The sequence below is a fragment of the Campylobacter anatolicus genome, from assembly GCF_018145655.1.
GTDB lineage: Bacteria > Campylobacterota > Campylobacteria > Campylobacterales > Campylobacteraceae > Campylobacter_A > Campylobacter_A anatolicus.
Genome location: NZ_JAGSSY010000003.1, coordinates 1 through 17,157, shown reverse-complemented (window position 1 = coordinate 17,157; position 17,157 = coordinate 1). Strand labels below are relative to the sequence as shown.

Annotated in this window: 14 protein-coding genes and 2 pseudogenes; 5 read left to right on the top strand and 11 right to left on the bottom strand. The window is 36.0% G+C overall.

The features are described from left to right. Positions 1-2 precede the first annotated feature (2 nt). From KDE13_RS05415 to truA, 5 genes are read left to right on the top strand one after another with little or no spacing between them, the layout of a single operon-like run. Positions 3-686, top strand: coding sequence for a hypothetical protein (locus KDE13_RS05415; protein ID WP_212142015.1), 684 nt, complete (start codon positions 3-5; stop codon positions 684-686). A 3-nt stretch (positions 687-689) separates the two neighbouring features. Further along, positions 690-1,361: a polyprenyl diphosphate synthase gene (gene uppS / locus KDE13_RS05410; RefSeq protein WP_212141250.1), complete on the top strand. Its 672-nt coding sequence runs from the start codon at positions 690-692 to the stop codon at positions 1,359-1,361. A gap of 1 nt (position 1,362) precedes the next feature. Continuing rightward, positions 1,363-2,157: a prepilin peptidase gene (locus KDE13_RS05405; protein ID WP_212141251.1), complete on the top strand. Its 795-nt coding sequence runs from the start codon at positions 1,363-1,365 to the stop codon at positions 2,155-2,157. Beyond that, complete coding sequence (locus KDE13_RS05400) at positions 2,150-3,178, top strand: LptF/LptG family permease (protein ID WP_212142017.1); 1,029 nt, start codon at positions 2,150-2,152, stop codon at positions 3,176-3,178. The genes KDE13_RS05405 and KDE13_RS05400 overlap by 8 nt, the downstream gene beginning before the upstream one ends. Next, positions 3,178-3,900, top strand: a complete 723-nt coding sequence (gene truA / locus KDE13_RS05395; RefSeq protein ID WP_212143058.1) for a tRNA pseudouridine(38-40) synthase TruA — start codon at positions 3,178-3,180, stop codon at positions 3,898-3,900. Before KDE13_RS05400 ends, truA begins: the two co-directional genes overlap by 1 nt. 32 nt (positions 3,901-3,932) lie before the next feature. Here truA and KDE13_RS05390 read toward each other — a convergent pair whose 3' ends face one another. From KDE13_RS05390 to KDE13_RS05345, 11 genes and pseudogenes are all read right to left on the bottom strand, one after another. Then, positions 3,933-4,622 (bottom strand): DUF4230 domain-containing protein, encoded by a 690-nt coding sequence (locus tag KDE13_RS05390; protein ID WP_212143057.1) that lies wholly within the window; start codon positions 4,620-4,622, stop codon positions 3,933-3,935. A 45-nt stretch (positions 4,623-4,667) separates the two neighbouring features. Then, complete coding sequence (gene ilvA / locus KDE13_RS05385; RefSeq protein WP_212141255.1) at positions 4,668-5,879, bottom strand: threonine ammonia-lyase; 1,212 nt, start codon at positions 5,877-5,879, stop codon at positions 4,668-4,670. Positions 5,880-5,882: 3 nt separating this feature from the next. Then, the gene (locus KDE13_RS05380; protein ID WP_212142020.1) at positions 5,883-6,281 is read right to left on the bottom strand and encodes a CoA-binding protein; all 399 of its coding nucleotides are present in this window, start codon (positions 6,279-6,281) and stop codon (positions 5,883-5,885) included. Continuing rightward, the gene (trmA, locus tag KDE13_RS05375) at positions 6,271-7,386 is read right to left on the bottom strand and encodes a tRNA (uridine(54)-C5)-methyltransferase TrmA (RefSeq protein ID WP_212142021.1); all 1,116 of its coding nucleotides are present in this window, start codon (positions 7,384-7,386) and stop codon (positions 6,271-6,273) included. Before trmA ends, KDE13_RS05380 begins: the two co-directional genes overlap by 11 nt. Next, complete coding sequence (locus KDE13_RS05370; RefSeq protein WP_212141258.1) at positions 7,387-9,078, bottom strand: Na+/H+ antiporter NhaC family protein; 1,692 nt, start codon at positions 9,076-9,078, stop codon at positions 7,387-7,389. A gap of 19 nt (positions 9,079-9,097) precedes the next feature. Beyond that, a complete protein-coding gene (locus tag KDE13_RS05365; RefSeq protein WP_212142022.1) occupies positions 9,098-9,844 on the bottom strand; it encodes an SDR family NAD(P)-dependent oxidoreductase in 747 nt (248 codons plus the stop codon). A 12-nt stretch (positions 9,845-9,856) separates the two neighbouring features. Continuing rightward, positions 9,857-11,068, bottom strand: a complete 1,212-nt coding sequence (locus KDE13_RS05360) for an ankyrin repeat domain-containing protein (RefSeq protein ID WP_338083717.1) — start codon at positions 11,066-11,068, stop codon at positions 9,857-9,859. 34 nt (positions 11,069-11,102) lie between these two features. Beyond that, a complete protein-coding gene (locus tag KDE13_RS05355) occupies positions 11,103-13,652 on the bottom strand; it encodes a bifunctional aconitate hydratase 2/2-methylisocitrate dehydratase (RefSeq protein ID WP_212143056.1) in 2,550 nt (849 codons plus the stop codon). A 123-nt stretch (positions 13,653-13,775) separates the two neighbouring features. Beyond that, a pseudogene (locus KDE13_RS09820) lies at positions 13,776-14,177 on the bottom strand (methyl-accepting chemotaxis protein); the annotation flags it as partial. A gap of 918 nt (positions 14,178-15,095) precedes the next feature. Beyond that, a pseudogene (locus tag KDE13_RS09815) lies at positions 15,096-15,668 on the bottom strand (PDC sensor domain-containing protein); the annotation flags it as partial. A gap of 212 nt (positions 15,669-15,880) precedes the next feature. After that, complete coding sequence (locus tag KDE13_RS05345) at positions 15,881-16,897, bottom strand: bifunctional 3,4-dihydroxy-2-butanone 4-phosphate synthase/GTP cyclohydrolase II (RefSeq protein ID WP_212141262.1); 1,017 nt, start codon at positions 16,895-16,897, stop codon at positions 15,881-15,883. Positions 16,898-17,157 lie beyond the last annotated feature (260 nt).

The following is a 17,157-nucleotide window of genomic DNA, read 5'->3' as shown; positions in this document are numbered from 1 at the left end:
AAATGATAGATAAAATCGGTAGAATAAGTCAAATATCCAAGACTCAAAAAAGTGGAGAAATAGCCCTAAACACATCGCTACCAACAAGCATTAAAGTGGCTGCAAAGATAGGGTATAACCGCTATTTACTAAAATTTGGTAATCAAAGTATAAATACAAAGAGCACAAAGTCTTTAAATGTGGGTGGTGAATACTGGGGCGAGATAGAAAATGGCGATGGTAATATACTTATAAAAAATATGCAGCCAAAGCCAAATTTTACGCAGTTTAACGTACTTGAAAATGGCATAAATTTAATAGAAAAAATTATAAGTGAGCCAAGCCTTGACTGGTTTTATGAGTATATTTTTAGCTCACTTGGCAATACAGAAAGCAAAGATGAGTTTGTGATTTTTACCGATATGCTTATGGCGTTACAGGAGAGTATCGTGCATATACCATTTGTCTATGATGGGCATTTGGGGCTTTTTCAACTTAAAAAAGAGCTAAAAAGCAGTAGTGTCTATCTTGTATTTTTAAATTTTGCTCCGATCATTTTTAAATTTGCACCAGATTTTATGCAAATTTTAACTCCATTCTCAAATGTCGCCACGCTTTTATCGGCAAATTTTAACTGTGAAGTTACACAAAGTAATGTCGTACCATTTTGGAGCAAAAATGAAAAACTCATTGATTTTAAGGGCTAGATAATGAATGAGCTAAGACATCTTGCTATCATAATGGATGGCAATGGGCGTTGGGCGAAACGGCAAGGATTTTTACGCACAAAAGGACATGAAGTCGGTGCAAATGTGGTTGAAAAAATGTGTGAGTTTTGCATTGATAGTGGTATTAAAATTTTAAGCTTATACGCTTTTAGCACCGAAAACTGGAAGCGACCGCAAAAAGAGGTGGATTTTTTAATGAATCTACTTAAAAAATTTCTTATATCAAAGCGTGAAAATTTTGTCAAAAATGGTATAAAATTTACTACAATCGGCGATATTAGCGTATTTAGTAATGAGTTAAAAAGCGAGATTATAAATTTAAAAGAGTTAACCAAAGATAACAAGAAACTTAAATTAAACTTAGCCATAAACTACGGTTCAAGAGATGAGCTAATACGTGCTATGCGTGAGTTAAATCGTATTAAACTTGAGATAAATGAGACAAACATCACTCAGATGCTTGATGAGAGCAGTGATATAGATCTACTCGTTCGCACAGGTGGGGAGCAAAGACTATCAAATTTTATGCTCTGGCAGGCAAGTTACGCTGAACTTGCGTTTACACAGACGCTTTGGCCTGACTTTACTCGTGATGAGTTAGAGCAGATAGTAACTAAATTTAAAAATAAAAACAGACGTTTTGGTGGGCTTTGATATGAGTGAGTTTGTATTTTGTGTAGTAGTATTTTTTATATTTGGCGTATGTATCGGCTCATTTGCAAATGTACTGATATATCGTTTGCCTCGTAACAAGAGTGTATTTAAACCACCATCTCACTGCACAAATTGTAAAAGATCGCTTAAGTTTTATCACAATGTGCCAATACTTTCATGGCTATTTTTGCGTGGGCATTGTGGCTTTTGTGGCGTTAAGATTAGCCCATTATATCCGCTTGTTGAGCTAAGTAGTGGAGTGCTTATGAGTTTAGTTTTTTTGATTGAAATTAAAACAAATTTAAATAGCACAATAATCGACGCACAAACACTTATAAGCACTATACTTATTGGATTTTGTTTTATATTTTTACTAGCTCTTAGCGTTATTGATCTACAGTTTAAGGCTGTGCCCGATAGCCTACTTTTTAGTGCACTTGGTGTAGCTATTATTTACGCCATAACTCAATTTTTTTGGTTTGGCTTGTTTGAACTACTCTTAAACTCAGTCTTTTTTATGGCTGGTTTTTGGCTACTTAGATACGTCGTATCAAAGTTAATCAGACGCGAAGCTATGGGGAGTGCAGACATTTTTATCGCTGGTATTATAGGGGCTATACTACCATTAAATTTAGGACTAGTTGCCATCTGTATTGCAGCGGTTATGACACTACCTTTTTATCTTTTTATGCAAGATAAAGAGCTTGCGTTTGTGCCATTTTTAAATGCTGGACTTGTGATAGTCTATGCATTTGGTGATAAATTTATAAATTTTTTAGGTAAGCTTTATGAGTAGAGTTAATCGCTATCTTTTTAACAACTTTTTAAGCACATTTGCATCGCTTTTTAGCACACTTTTCTTGATAATGTCTATCGTATTTTTTATCCAGATTGCACGTGTAACATCATACATTGAGATAAGCTTTATAGAACTTGCCAAACTCTATCTTTTTGCACTGCCTAGAGTGCTACTATTCGTCGTGCCTATCGCATTTTTTGTATCACTTGCAATGATGTTTTTTCGCTTATCAAAAGAGAATGAGAGTATTGTTATATTCACACTTGGTAGTTCGCCAAACTCAATAGCTAGGTTTTTTTTAGCTTTTTCATCCCTGTTTAGTGTATCTCTTCTTGTGATTGCAATCGTTTTAATACCGATGGCAGCAGAACTAAATGCAAATTTTATAGACTACAAAAAGACAATCGCAAAGCTAAATTTAAAGCCAAGCCAATTTGGACAAAAATTTTCAGAGTGGATGATCTACGTAGGTAGCGAAACAAATGATAAAAACAGCACTACATATAATGATATTGTGATGTTTAACCCGGTTTCAAATAATCTCTCACGCCTAATAATCGCCAAAAATGCTAAAATACTTAACTTAAACTCAAGCATAGAACTATCATTAAATGATGGCAAAAGCTACGATATAAAAAATGATCTAATTCATCAAAGCAACTTCAAAACTTTACAAATTCGCACAAAACAGAACGAACGTATATCTGAAGTCGGTAGTATAAAGCAGTATTGGGCGGATACAAAAACAAATAACAAACGTAAAAAAGATCTTAGCACATATGTACTTGTCGCACTCTTTCCTATTTCCACTACACTATTTGCATTAAGCCTTGGCATAGTTACATACCGATACGAAAAGGGGGCGGTATACCTTGGAACATTCGGTGTGCTTTTTAGCTACTTTGCACTCATAATGTTACTAAGTGCAAAGCCGTTTATAGCCATACCTACAGTATTTTTGATCTTTTTTATAAGTTCAATTGTCTATTATAAATTTAAAATTATGCGGCGTTATTAGTGAAAATTCAGCTTATTTTTAGCTACGATGGCTCCAAATTTCAAGGCTCACAGACTCAGCCACATGGCAACGGTGTTGAAGATGTGCTAGGCGTCGCACTATCTCGTGTTGGGATTTTTAGCAAGATTATATCTAGTTCTCGCACCGATAAAGGTGTGCATGCAAACAATCAAAGTGCAACAGTCGAGTGCGGTGAATATTTTAAAGACCTTAATCGCTTAGCAAATTTAATAAATCGCCACACACACCCGCATATCCATATCAAAAAAATTTATAAAGTTAGTGATAATTTTCAAGCTAGATTTGACGCTAAGGCAAGGGCTTATCGCTATGTTATAAACCATGGCGAGTTTGATGTGTTTAGCTCAAACTATCAAGTATTTTTATCAAAATTTGATACAAACATCGCAAACAATCTACTTAAAAATTTCATAGGAGAACATGATTTTAGCCTTTTTATGAAAACCGGCAGCGACACTAAAAGCCCATTTCGCCGAATTTATAAGGCGTTTTGTTATGAGCACAAAAATAAAACAATAATAGTTTTTAAAGCAAATGGCTTTTTACGTGGACAGGTCAGACTTATGGTCGCTGCAGTGCTAAAAGCCATAAATTTAAAAGATGGCGAAGAGCTTTTAAAGGCTCAGATAGAGAGTCAAAAGCCACTCACTCGCATTCCTGCTCCCGCAAATGGGCTATATCTACACCGAGTTTTTTACTAAAATAGGATATAAATTTAAGCTTCTATCTGACTTTAAGCAACGTTTAAATTTATCTGAGTTAGTATCTCACGCTCATCATCATTAAACTCAAAGCTTATATCATCTGCACCAAAGCTCTTGGCGATAGCTTCTAAAGTATCACGAGCTGATTTGTGGATCTTTCCTTGTAGTTGTGATATGAGTCGCACACTCATCTTCTGCACCTCGGCCCTAGCCTCCTCTATTAAGCGATTTTTATCCTCTTCACTAAAACTACTACCAAAAAAACCATTAAGCGAATCGGGTAATAAAAATGGTATAAATTTGCCATTTTTCTCATCGTAAAATTTCATATTTGCGATTGAGAATTTATACTTGCATGGTGGCATTTTTACCTTGTAATGTGAGTTTGCCACTTGCACTATCTCAAATTTAGAACTCATCAGATCATATATAAAATTTATCTCAAACTCAAATATCATCGATAGCTTTTTCTCGCTAACTAACCACCTTAAATACTCTTTACCAAAGTTTCCAAATGCATGATCTGTCTTAGTTACTATCTCCTTGCTATAGACTTGAAAAACAGAGAGTTCACCGATATTTTTTATCTGTTCTATCTCAGTTGTTATGCTCGTATTTGTAGCAATTTGGCTCTTTTTAACGGCACGGTTTAATCTATAAACCACAAAAAATAGCACAATCAATAATCCTGCAAGTATTAAATTTAAATATTCAGCCATTTTTTATCCTTTCAAAAAGTGCCATTTTACTACTACTTTTTAAATTTAAAATATCTGTCTAAACTCAAATCCAGCTTTCATAAGCGTATTAGCCACATTTACTTGGTGCTCTTTGCCCTTTGTCTCAAGTGTTATTATGATACTAGCATCACCGTATTCTAGCTCGGTTGAGAAGCGATCGTAGTCTATTTTAACTATATTTGCATTTGCGACTTTTAGTGCGTCAGTTAGGCTTAGCAATGCACCAGGTTTATCAATAAGCGTTACTTGGATTATCATTTTGCGAGATGATTTGATAAGTCCTTTTTCTATGATGATGGATAACATCTGCACGTCTATGTTGCCGCCACTTAAAACGATACCGATTTTAGCATCCTTTTTATGTGTTACTTTGCCATGCATTAGTGCCGCTACACCGACTGCACCAGCACCTTCAACAACGATCTTTTGGCTCTCTAACAAAAACAAAATCGCTGTTGCTATCTCCTCATCATCAACTTGCACGAACTCATCAACACATTCTAAGATATTTTTAAGTGTTATCTCACTTGCATCACGCACGGCGATACCGTCAGCTATCGTGCGAACCGACTTTGAGTTTATACTCTTTTTAGCGTTATAGCTCTGCCACATCGCAGGTGCACCCTTTGCACCTACACAAACCACGCGTATATCAGGGTTTACTTGTTTAACACAACTTGCCACACCACTAGCCAAACCACCGCCACCCACAGGCACGATAACTACATCAAGATCAGCTATATCATCAAGCATCTCAAGTCCGATAGTCCCCTGTCCAGCCATAACGAACTCATCATTAAAAGGGTGGATAAACTCCTTACTATGCTCCTTTGCATACGAGACTGCAAACTCATACGCTTCATCAAAGTTATCGCCTTTTAGTATGACCTCGGCTCCTAAGTCCTTTGTCCCAGCGACTTTTAAAAGTGGCGTTGATTCAGGCATTACAATAGTAGCTTTGACACCAAACTCACGTGCCGAGATAGCAACACCTTGAGCGTGGTTACCAGCACTTGCCGCCACTACACCCTTGCTGCGTTGCTCTTGGTTTAAATGAGCTATTTTATTATACGCACCTCTTATCTTATACGCCCCGGTTCGCTGAAGATTCTCTTCTTTTAGATAGACTTTTGAGCCTGTGAGTATGCTAAGCTTTGGCGATAGTGCAAAAGGTGTTTTATTAACGAAGTTGCTTATCGTCATCTTTGCCTGTATGATTTTATTTAGTGATACCATTTTTTACCTTTTTAAATTTTGTAATTCTATCTTTATACATCTATTTTGTATAAAATTTATACCATTTTGCTCCGCCCTTTTTCTTGCGTTTTCGTTTATGATACCCAGCTGAAGCCACAGCGTTTTTACACCTTTTTTGATAACTTCATCAAGCAAAACGTCCGCAAACTCACTTTTACGAAACATCACAGCGATATCTATCCTGTCATCTATATCACATAAATTTCCATATACTTTACGACTTAAAATTTCATCAAATTTTGGATATACAGGATAGATTTCATATCCTTGCTCTATTAAATTTCTTGCGACCATATTGCTGTCTTTTCTCTCATCTGGACTTAATCCAACGACTGCGATACGCTTTGCTGTTCTTAAAATTTGCTCTATTTTATCTTGCATTTTTAGCCTTTAAAAGCACTCCGCACTCTATATGATGAGTGTGAGCAAACTGATCAAACACCGCAAAATTAGTCACTTTGTGAGTTTGTGTGATCTCTTTTAAGTTATCATAAAGAGTTTTAGGATTACAGGATATGTAGATAATGTTTGGGTAGTTTTTTATGAAATTTATCACGCTCATATCTAGACCAGCACGAGGAGGATCGACTAAGATATGAGTGAAATTATAATCGCTTAAACTTATATTGTTTAAACGGCGAAATTTACGCTCACCAGCATAAGCAGCCATTAGCTCCTCACTTGATAAGCGGACAAATTTGATATTTTGAACACCGTTTATCTCGCAGTTTTTAAGTGCATAAGATATGGAGCTTTTGCTTATCTCAGTTGCTAAAACATTTTTAAATTTAAAACTAAGTGGTAGAGTAAAATTTCCATGTCCGCAATACATCTCAAGTAAGTCACCACGATATTTCGTATCATCATTAATGCAACTTCTAACCCAAGCTATCATCTGCTTATTTACGCCCTTGTTTGGCTGGATAAATGCCGAGTCGCCATATCTCATTTGATAACTCAGTTTTTCAATATTAAATTTATCCGTCAGCTCACGCTCATCGCTTTGTAGCTTTACCCCATGAGAGCGTGCGATTATCTTTAAATTTAGCCTCTCGCTTATGTCTTTTATATCCTCTTCTAGTCCTACGACACTCTTGTGATACAAAAGTATAGCAACAACTAAATTTGAACTAGCTATAAACTCAACACCAAAAAGCCTATATTTTAACGTCTTGTTTGCACCAAGCTCATACAAAAGACGCCACATCACGTCTGCGATTGTCTTACATACTTTTGGGCACTCGCTTATCTTTATAAATTTAGTATTTATCCCACGCATAGTATAGCTTATCTCATCGCCATCATGCCATATGCCAAACTCTGCTCTATTGCGATATCCACGTGGCTCGGAGGCAAAAATCTCAATCTCGCCTCCATAAAATTTGCTAAATTTATCAGCTATTAGAGTGCGTTTAAACTCAATCTGTTTTTCGTAACTTTCAGATAAAACACAACTACCGCACTCGCTAAAATGACTACACTGCAACTACGCTTCCACCTTTTTGCCTACAAATCTTACTAATGCCCAAGTAACAAGTAGACCAAACGGCAAAACAAGCCAAATACTAATCCCAAGTGTAGCTGGTATATATCCAGCTAAAATCGCCACTGCACCAACGCTAAGTGCGTAAAACAACTGTGTTGAAACGTGATCTAAGTGATTGCACCCTGCACCCATTGATGAGAGTATTGTAGTGTCTGAGATAGGTGAGCAGTGATCGCCAAATATGGCTCCCGTAAGCACTGATGAGATGTTGATAATCATATATGTATGAAGTTCTTCTCCACTTAAGCCATAGTTTGCACCTACAGCGTTTGCAAGTGGTATTGCAAGTGGCATTAAAATTCCCATTGTACCGTAGCTAGTGCCAGTTGAAAACGAAATAAATGAGCCAAGCATAAAGATAGCCGCAGGAAGTATGAGCTTTGGTGTAGTACTACTTAGCATATCAACCAAATAACGTGATGTACCAAGGTCTTTGATAACCGAGCTTAAACTCCACGCAAGAAGAAGGATAACTATCGTAATAATCATCGTTTTCCAGCCCTTTACCCAAGTGTCTATAGCCTCTTTTACGCTAAAAATTTTACGCCAAACACCCATTATGATAGCAACTATCGTAGCTAAAAGTGCTGATTGGAATAATGCCACAGAAGCATCCGCTGCACCAAAGGTCTCTCTAAAAGTCTCAAAAGATAGTGGTGCTGCCTGAGCCGCATTTAATGCCTCACCCTCTAACGCGGATAGTCCACTAAAATAAAAACTCACAAAAGCTCCAAATATCAGCACTAAAAGTGGCACAACAGCATTTGAGCTTTGCAACTTTATGCCATCTTTTGGTTCTAAAGTTTTATCATCAATATCTTGCATCTTAGTTCTATTAGAACTTATCTCGCCCTTTCTTGCACGACACTCTGCAAGTAGCATAGGTCCAAACTCACGCCCCATCATAGCAGTGCAGATGATAAAAAATAGGATGAAAAGGTTATAAAAACGATAAGGTATCGTCTCTATAAATATGCCATAGGCATTGATATTTTCAATGCCTATTAGTGCATAACCATCTTTTATGAGAGAGATCTCAAGTCCAACCCAAGTTGAGATAATAGCAATACCAGCAATCGGTGCTGCAGTAGCATCAATGATAAATGCAAGTTTTTCACGACTTACTTTAAATTTATCAGTTATCGGACGCATAATAGGTCCAACTATCAAAGCGTTTGCATAATCATCAAAGAAGACAAAAAGTCCCATTACCCAAGTAGAAATTTGAGCCGAGATACCAGTTTTCGCCTTTTTGCTAAGCCATAGTGCTACCGCCTTTGTGCCACCCATTTTAGTAATAAGTGCGACGACACCACCAATACAAAGGACTTGTAACATAATACCAGCATTCCAGCTATCTGCCATAGATTTTACAACTCTCTCAACAATGCCGATAAATGCCTTAACAAAAGTTGTAAATATATTTTCATTTACGATATTTATAAGAAATGTGCCGCTAAAAACGCCAATAAAAAGCGATAAAATAACATCTTTTGTAATAAACGCCAAAACTATCGCCATAACTGGAGGCACGAGCGTCCAAATGCCAAAAAGTTTCGCATTCTCAGCCGCATCAGCAAAACCCAGCATCGGCAAAAAAAGCAATCCAACAACGAATAAAAACCTTCTCATTCACATATTCCTTTTAAATTTAATTTTTCTCTATATGTAGTCCAGCCCAAGTCTGTGCTGTCGCCATCGCTTCAACGATATTGATATTGACATGTTTAGGCATATTTATGCAATTTAGCACGATAGTTGCAATATCTTCGGCTCTAATATACTCCACACCTTCATACACAGCATCTGCCTTTTTTGTATCACCCTTAAATCTCACATCGCTAAACTCGGTCTTGCATATGCCTGGAGCTATCTCGGTTACTCTTATGCCAGAACCTTTAATATCATTTCGCATATTACGACTAAACTGCTTAACAAATGCCTTGCTAGCACCATATACGTGGCTACCAGGATATGGCCACGCACCAGCAGTTGAGCCAATATTAAAGATATATCCACTTTTTCTAGCCATCATTATCGGTAACACTGCCTTTGTGGAGTAAAGTAGCCCTTTTATGTTTGTATCAATCATAACTTCCAAATCCTCTACATTTGCCTCTACAATACCATCAAGTCCAAGTGCAAGACCAGCGTTATTTACCAATACTTCAATATCTTTAAAATTTTCAGGCAAGCTTTTAACAGCTTCAAAAACTGCATTTTTATCACGTATGTCTGCGGTTATAATGTGCGTATTACCAAGCTCTGTGGCAAGTTTTTCTAGCCTCTCACGCCTGCGTCCAAGAGCAACGATCTTGTAACCCTCAAGCGAAAGTCGCCTTGCTATCGCCTCGCCAAAACCAGATGTCGCACCTGTTATAAAAGCTGTATTCTTCACCTTCACTCCTTTTTAATTTAAATTTGGCTCTAAACCAAGTGTTTTTAGATACTCTATCGCGTTATTATTTCCATTTATAATCGCATAATCCATAGCATTAAAGCCGATTTCATCTATCAAATTTATATCTACCATAGCACTTACAAGCAGTGCTAAAATACTAGCATCTGCATGAGCTGCAGCATGCATAAAGACCGAGCGACCAGTGTGCTCTAAAGCACAAGTATTTTCGTAAAATCGCTGGTCGCCCATATTTAGCATAGCGTTTTTGGTATTTGTGTCAATGTAAGTTGCATTCGTATCTGCACCATATTCTAAAAGCAACCTAATAAGCGACTCATCTTTAAATTCAACTGCATAAAACAGAGCTGTCTTGCCAAATAAATTTTTATGATTGACATTTGCACCCTGTTTTATCAAAAACTCTACATTTTTGATATTTTTGAGTGCATAAAAAAGTGGTGTCTCATCACCTATATTAATATCTGCTCCACGTTTTAAAATTTCATTTAATACGTCTACTCTTTGCTCATTTAAGAGTGCAGTATTTAGCATATTTGTTAGCTCAAATTGAGTATAATTTTTATTATAAAGTAGAGATATTAAATAGTTTAAATTTAAGTTTTTATCGCTTAAAATTTGTTGTATCTCGCTCATTTTACCACGTGATTTTTGCGTATATTCTTTACCAACTGCAAAACTTAAAAACTCATTTACTACGCTTGTCGCATAATACGCCGCACTACCAGCATCTATGCCACGACTCTCATAAAATTTAACAAGCGGAGTTTGAGCCTCATTATAAGCTTTTAAAAACTGCTTATGCTTTAAAAAATTATATAGATATAAGTTTCCCCAGTAGCGAAAATACGTCATTTGAGCATCTTTTTGTGCTTCAGCGACATCCGGTTTTGCTAATGTATTTTTATAAATTTCAGGGGCATATCCAGCCTTTAAAATACCCCATCTAAATTTATTAAAGTTCTCATCATAAACACCGCTGCCAACGCAGTTTGGGTTCTCGCCACGTATAATCTTAGCTAAATTTAAAAGCTCTTTTATCTCATTTAAATTTAAAATGGACTTATCACAAGAAAATAATTCTTCGCTGATATCTGCAAAGTTCTTTGGCTGTGTTTTAAACGCACTTTTATCGCTTAAGCTCTCGCAAGTTATGGCATAGGATGATACTGTCAAAAATATACAAAAAATAATATATCTCACTGTATCCTCCTTAAAACCCATTATTTTATCAAATTTATACACTAAATTCGCTTAGTTCGTTAAAATTTAAGTATTTATAAACTTCATTTTGTTTGTTCTCTAGCTTTTTAGGCACGATAGACATATACTCACTCACACTTGGCAAACGCCCTAAAATAGCACATACAGCGGCTAACTCAGCACTACCTAAATAAACCTTCGCACCCATACCCATACGGTTATCAAAATTTCTTGTTGAAGTTGAGAAAACGACCGCATTATCCGCTACACGAGCCTGATTACCCATACAAAGCGAACAGCCCGGCACTTCAGTCCTAGCTCCAGCCGCACCAAATACGCTATAATACCCTTCGCTTATGAGCTTATCCTTATCCATCTTTGTTGGTGGTACTACCCAAAGACGAGTAGGTATAGCTCCTTCACCACGCAGTATTTCGCCCAAAGCTCGGTAATGTCCGATGTTTGTCATACAGCTACCAACAAAAACCTCGTCTATCTTGTGCGGACGGCCGTTATCGGCCAAGATTTCACTCAAAGTCGCCACATCATCAGGATCATTAGGACACGCTAGAATCGGCTCTTTTATATCATCTAAATTTATCTCAATAATCTGAGCATATTTTGCATTTTTATCAGCCCTTAAAAGCGTAGGATTCTTGAGCCATTCACGCATTTTATCTGCTCTTCGCTCTAGTGTCTCACGGCTTGTATAACCAGAACTAATCATCGCCTCAATAAGGCTAATGTTTGATTTTATATACTCAATCACAGGAGCAACATCTAAATTTATCGCACAAGCTGCTGCAGAACGCTCCGCAGAAGCATCGCTAAGCTCAAATGCCTGTTCTACTTTTAAGCTCTCTAGTCCTTCAATTTCAAGAATTTTGCCAGCAAAAATATTCTTTTTATTCTTTTTATCGACACTTAAAAGCCCACGCTTTATCGCGTAGTATGGTATCGCATTTACAAGATCTCTTAGTGTTATACCATCTTGTAAAGTACCGCTAAATCGCACTAAAACAGACTCAGGCATATTAAGTGGCATAACACCAAGCACTGCCGCAAACGCCACCAATCCACTACCAGCAGGAAAGCTTATGCCAATAGGAAAGCGTGTATGACTGTCTCCGCCAGTACCAACACTATCAGGTAGCACCATACGATTTAGCCACGAATGTATGACGCCATCTCCTGGTTTTAGGCTCACGCCACCACGAGAGTTTATAAATTTAGGTAGAGTTTTATGCAAGGCTGCATCACTTATCTTTGGATATGCAGCGGTATGACAGAAGCTTTGTAATACAAAATCCGCTGAAAATCCAAGACTTGCAAGCTCTTTTATCTCATCTCTTGTCATCGGTCCAGTAGTGTCTTGTGAGCCGACTGTAAGCGTGAGTGGCTCAACGTAACTGTTTGGTAGCACGCCATCAATACCACACGCCTTGCCTACTATTTTTTGAGCTAACGTAAAGCCGACGTTTTCACTCTTTGGCTGTTCTGGCTTTATAAAAATTTGCTCTGCTTCTAAATTTAAAGCTGCTCTAGCCTTTGTGCAAAGTGAACGTGCGATAATAAGCGGTATGCGACCACCTGCTTTGATCTCATCAAATAAAGTATTTGGCGTGAGATTAAATTTAGCCACGACTAAGCCATCTTTAACTATCTCGCCCTTGTATGGGTAGATTTCTATTTTATCGCCCATCTCAAGTCCACTCACATCAGCTATAATCGGTAACGCACCACTATCTTCGGCAGTATTAAAAAATATCGGAGCGATAGTCGTGCCGATGACTATACCACCTGTTTTTTTATTTGGCACACCATCTATCTCACGCCCAAAGTGCCACTGAATGGAGTTTATACCACTCTTTCGGCTAGAGCCAGTACCCACTACATCACCGACATATACGACTTCCCGACCACTTTTTTTAAGCTCAGCAATCTTTTCTAAGCTCCCATTTTGACGCTTAAGCAACATTGCATTTGCATGTAGCGGTATGTCTGATCGAGTAAAAGCCTCACTTGCTGGACTTAGATCGTCAGTATTTGTCTCACCAGCAACTTTGAAAACTACTGCTTTTATAACATCTGGTAAACTCTCACGACTTAAAAACCACTCTGCATTCGCCCAAGAGATAAGAACTTGCATAGCAAATTTATTATTCTTACTTAAATTTAAAACATCGTTAAAATAATCATGAATAAATATCGTATTTTTTAGCTCATTACAGGCCGCCTCTGCTATGTTTTCATCGGCATTTGATAGAGTTAAGATAAGCACGATAACATTATAGCCACCTAACATTTTACCTAGCATTTTTATGGCTTTTATCTTATCAAGTCCTGCCACGTTTAGATCATGATTTATTATCTCGTTTAAAAATTCAGCCTTTACTTTTGCAGAATCATCAACACCTGGGTTAACACGAGTTGCTAATAAATTTATAAGCTCATCTTGACGAGCATCTCCATCTCTTAAAAGCTCGCAAATTTTTTTAGTCTGCTCTACATTTAATGCAAGTGGTGGTACACCAAGAGCAGCTCTCTCATTCACATGCTTTTCATAATTATCAAAAAAACTCATAATAGTCCTTTAAATTTTTTAGATAATTTTAGCAAAAAATATTTAAATTTAAAAATTATTGTATAGTAATATGTTTTTGTGTATAAATTTAAGAGCCTTATAGCTCTTAAATTTGATTGAAAGTTAAAATTTCTTCTTTCTAACGTCAGCAGTTATAGCCTTAGCCATCTCATCTACTTCAGATGTTATTTTGTTTGTTTGATTGGCTATCTCTACATTTTGTTTAGTCAAGTGATCAACTTGTGCTACACCTTGATTTATCATATTGATAGCTTCACTTTGTTCTCTTATTGATTCACTCATCTCATTTATTGATTGAGCTAAGACATTTGTATTAGCCTCTATCTCACCTAGTGATTTTTGAGTTCTCTCTGCTAGTTTTCTAACTTCATCAGCAACAACTGCAAAGCCTCTACCATGCTCTCCTGCTCTTGCTGCTTCAATAGCTGCATTAAGTGCTAGTAGATTTGTTTGATCTGCTATATCTCTAATTATAGTTATGATATTTTTAATCTCTTCACTTTGTCTTATAACATCCTGTGTCTTTTGAGTGATTGCACTCATTGATGAGCTCATCTCTTCAACCGCTGCTGCACTCTCTTGTAGGCTACTTGCTTGCTCTCTAGCTCCGTTTGTTAATGTTCCCATAGATTCTTCAAGTATTTTTGCTTTATCTTCTAATATTTGAGCATCATTTAAATTTTGATTTAACATAGCACGGATAACATTGCCCATATTAGCCACACCATCTATCATATCTCTTAATTCAGCTTCCAAATTTGGGTTTTGAGCTACTTGGGCGGTAAAATCATTATTTGAATATAAATTCAAAGTATTTGTAACATCTTTTAAATTTAAGCTAATAGATTCAAAAAATCCGTTTAATAAATTCTTAAGTTTAGATAACTCTGGATTATTAGGTTCACTTGAAATTTTTGCACCTAAATTTCCTTTAATCATCTTATTTGCAACGTTGTTTAGCTCATCTATCATTTTATTATCTAGTTTTAGACCACCTACTACTTTATCTATACTCTTATTTATAGCCTCACTCATCACGCCAAATTCATCTTTAGAATTTATCACAAGCCTACTTGGTTCACTTGTCTCGTATGTTACAAATTTAAACGTCTCATCTAACTTATCTTGTATAATTTTTATCGGACTAAGAGAGCGTTTGAGTAAAATATATATAAAAATAGATAGTAATACAACAAACAATATTGCAAGTCCTATTTGCATTTTTAAGAGCGGTATAGTATGAGTAGAAAATATATCTGCCTCCATAGCAGTAACTATAAGCCAACCTTTATCGTTTCCTACAGGTAAAATTTCTGCATTTACGCTCTCTCCGGCTGTATTTATATAGCTTATGAGACCATTTTTATCAAATTTTTTAGCATTATATTTTGCCACCAACTCCTTTGTAATATCTGTTGGTTTTGATACAAGGTCTTCATTTTCATGTATTAATATAACACCATTACTATCTATAACATACACATAGCTATAATCAGTCTTACCTATATCTAAGATCTCTTTGCTAACAGCTCCTACATCAAGATTCATTCCTAAAGCACCTATAAATTTACCATTTTGTTTTAGAGGAGCCGAAAATGCAATGACTTTTGATTTAGTAGATGCAGCTATATAAGGATCTGTGTATGTAACATTACCTTTTTCTTTTGCCAGTTTATACCAATCCCTAGTCCTTGGATCGTAACCATCACTAGGCATTTGGTGATTACCATTTGAACGATACATAGCACCATCTGCCTCATAACCAGCATATACCAAAGATATCAGATCGCTACCCCAAATTTTAGCACCTTTTATAATCTCGATAGTCTCTTGATGATCTGCATTTTTAGCTAAAACTTCTTTTGAAACTTTTGAAATTATTGCAATATTTCCATTTAAAAAATCATCTAATGTGCTTTTAACATCATCTAAGATTTTACTTTGTGTATGCCCAATTAGCTCTATCGCCTTATTTTCTGATATAGTGTAGCTCATAAATGATATTACACAAAACGAAACGCAAAGTGCAACTATAAGCATTAAAGCTATTTTGTTAGTTATGGAACGCATTAAATATCCTTTAAATAAATTTAATTTGTAAAAGAATTATTACTGTGGAATAAGTTATCAAAAAATATTTAAAAATTTAATAAATTTCAGTAAATACTAAAAATATTTAATGCTAATGTTACAAAAATATAATATCTTTAAAAATCTTTATAGTTTATAACATTTAGTCCAAATCCGCTAATGCCAACAAATTCTTTATTTTTGCTTGAAGTTATAAGTTCTATCTCACTCACTCCAAGATGCTTTAAAATTTGAGCTCCTATGCCATAGTCTTTAGTAGAATTTGATTGGTTATCCCCATCTAAAAATACAAATATGCCACTATTTTTACTTAAATATTCTATGGTCTTTACTATCTCTGTATATTTTATAGAGCTTAAAAACTCATAATCAGGCAATGATTTATGAAATTTTACATTTGTTTTTGAGCTAATTTTACCAAATACATAAGCCATATGAATTTTATCTTTGTGATCTTGTATTTTGAACTGCACTGCGTCAAAACCAGCTATTTTTATACTCTTTGGCTCACTAAATTTAACTAAGCTCTCATTGCTTAAGCGATACTCAACAAGATCAGAGACAGCAACCATAGCTATGTCGTATTTATCACAAAATTTCTCTAAATAATCACGCCGAGCCATCATACCGTCTTCTTTTACTATCTCACAAATCGCCGCCATTGGAGCAAGTCCAGCAAACTTACAAAGATCTACTGAACCCTCAGTGTGTCCCGTGCGAACAAGCACGCCACCACTTTTAGCAATCAATGGAAATATATGCCCCGGACGCACAAACTCATCAGGCTTTGAATCAGCTCTTGCGGCTAGGCGTATAGTCATATCACGCTCATATGCACTCACGCCAGTTGTAGCGTCCTTTGCGTCTATTGTAATAGTAAATGCCGTCTCATGGCTAGATGTGTTTTTAGCTACCATTAATGGCAAATCGAGTCGCTTAGCATTTGCCTCATCCATTGCAAGGCATAAAACGCCCTTAGCGTGAGTGATTGCAAAATTTACTTTTTGTATATCACTATGCTCAGCAGCAAATATCAGATCACCCTCATTTTCACGATCCTCATCATCAACCATAACTATCATCTTGCCATTTTTCATATCCTCAATGGCACGTCTAACTTTCTCAAAACTCATAAATTTCCTTTAATTTTTATGAAATAGTAACAAATTTTAACTTTTACTGTATTTAAAATTATTTGATTTTTTAGATAGCTTTTATTTTATCTTGGTTTTAAAATTATCTTTTGATATACGCTTTTATTTCTTATTCCTTTCTAACACACATTTTAATTATTTTACTTTTCTATACTCTGTGTTTTAGATATTTCCTCTTTAGCTTTTTGATTACTCTTAACTTCATCTACTTTAGAACTAGCTTTATTCTTTACCTTATT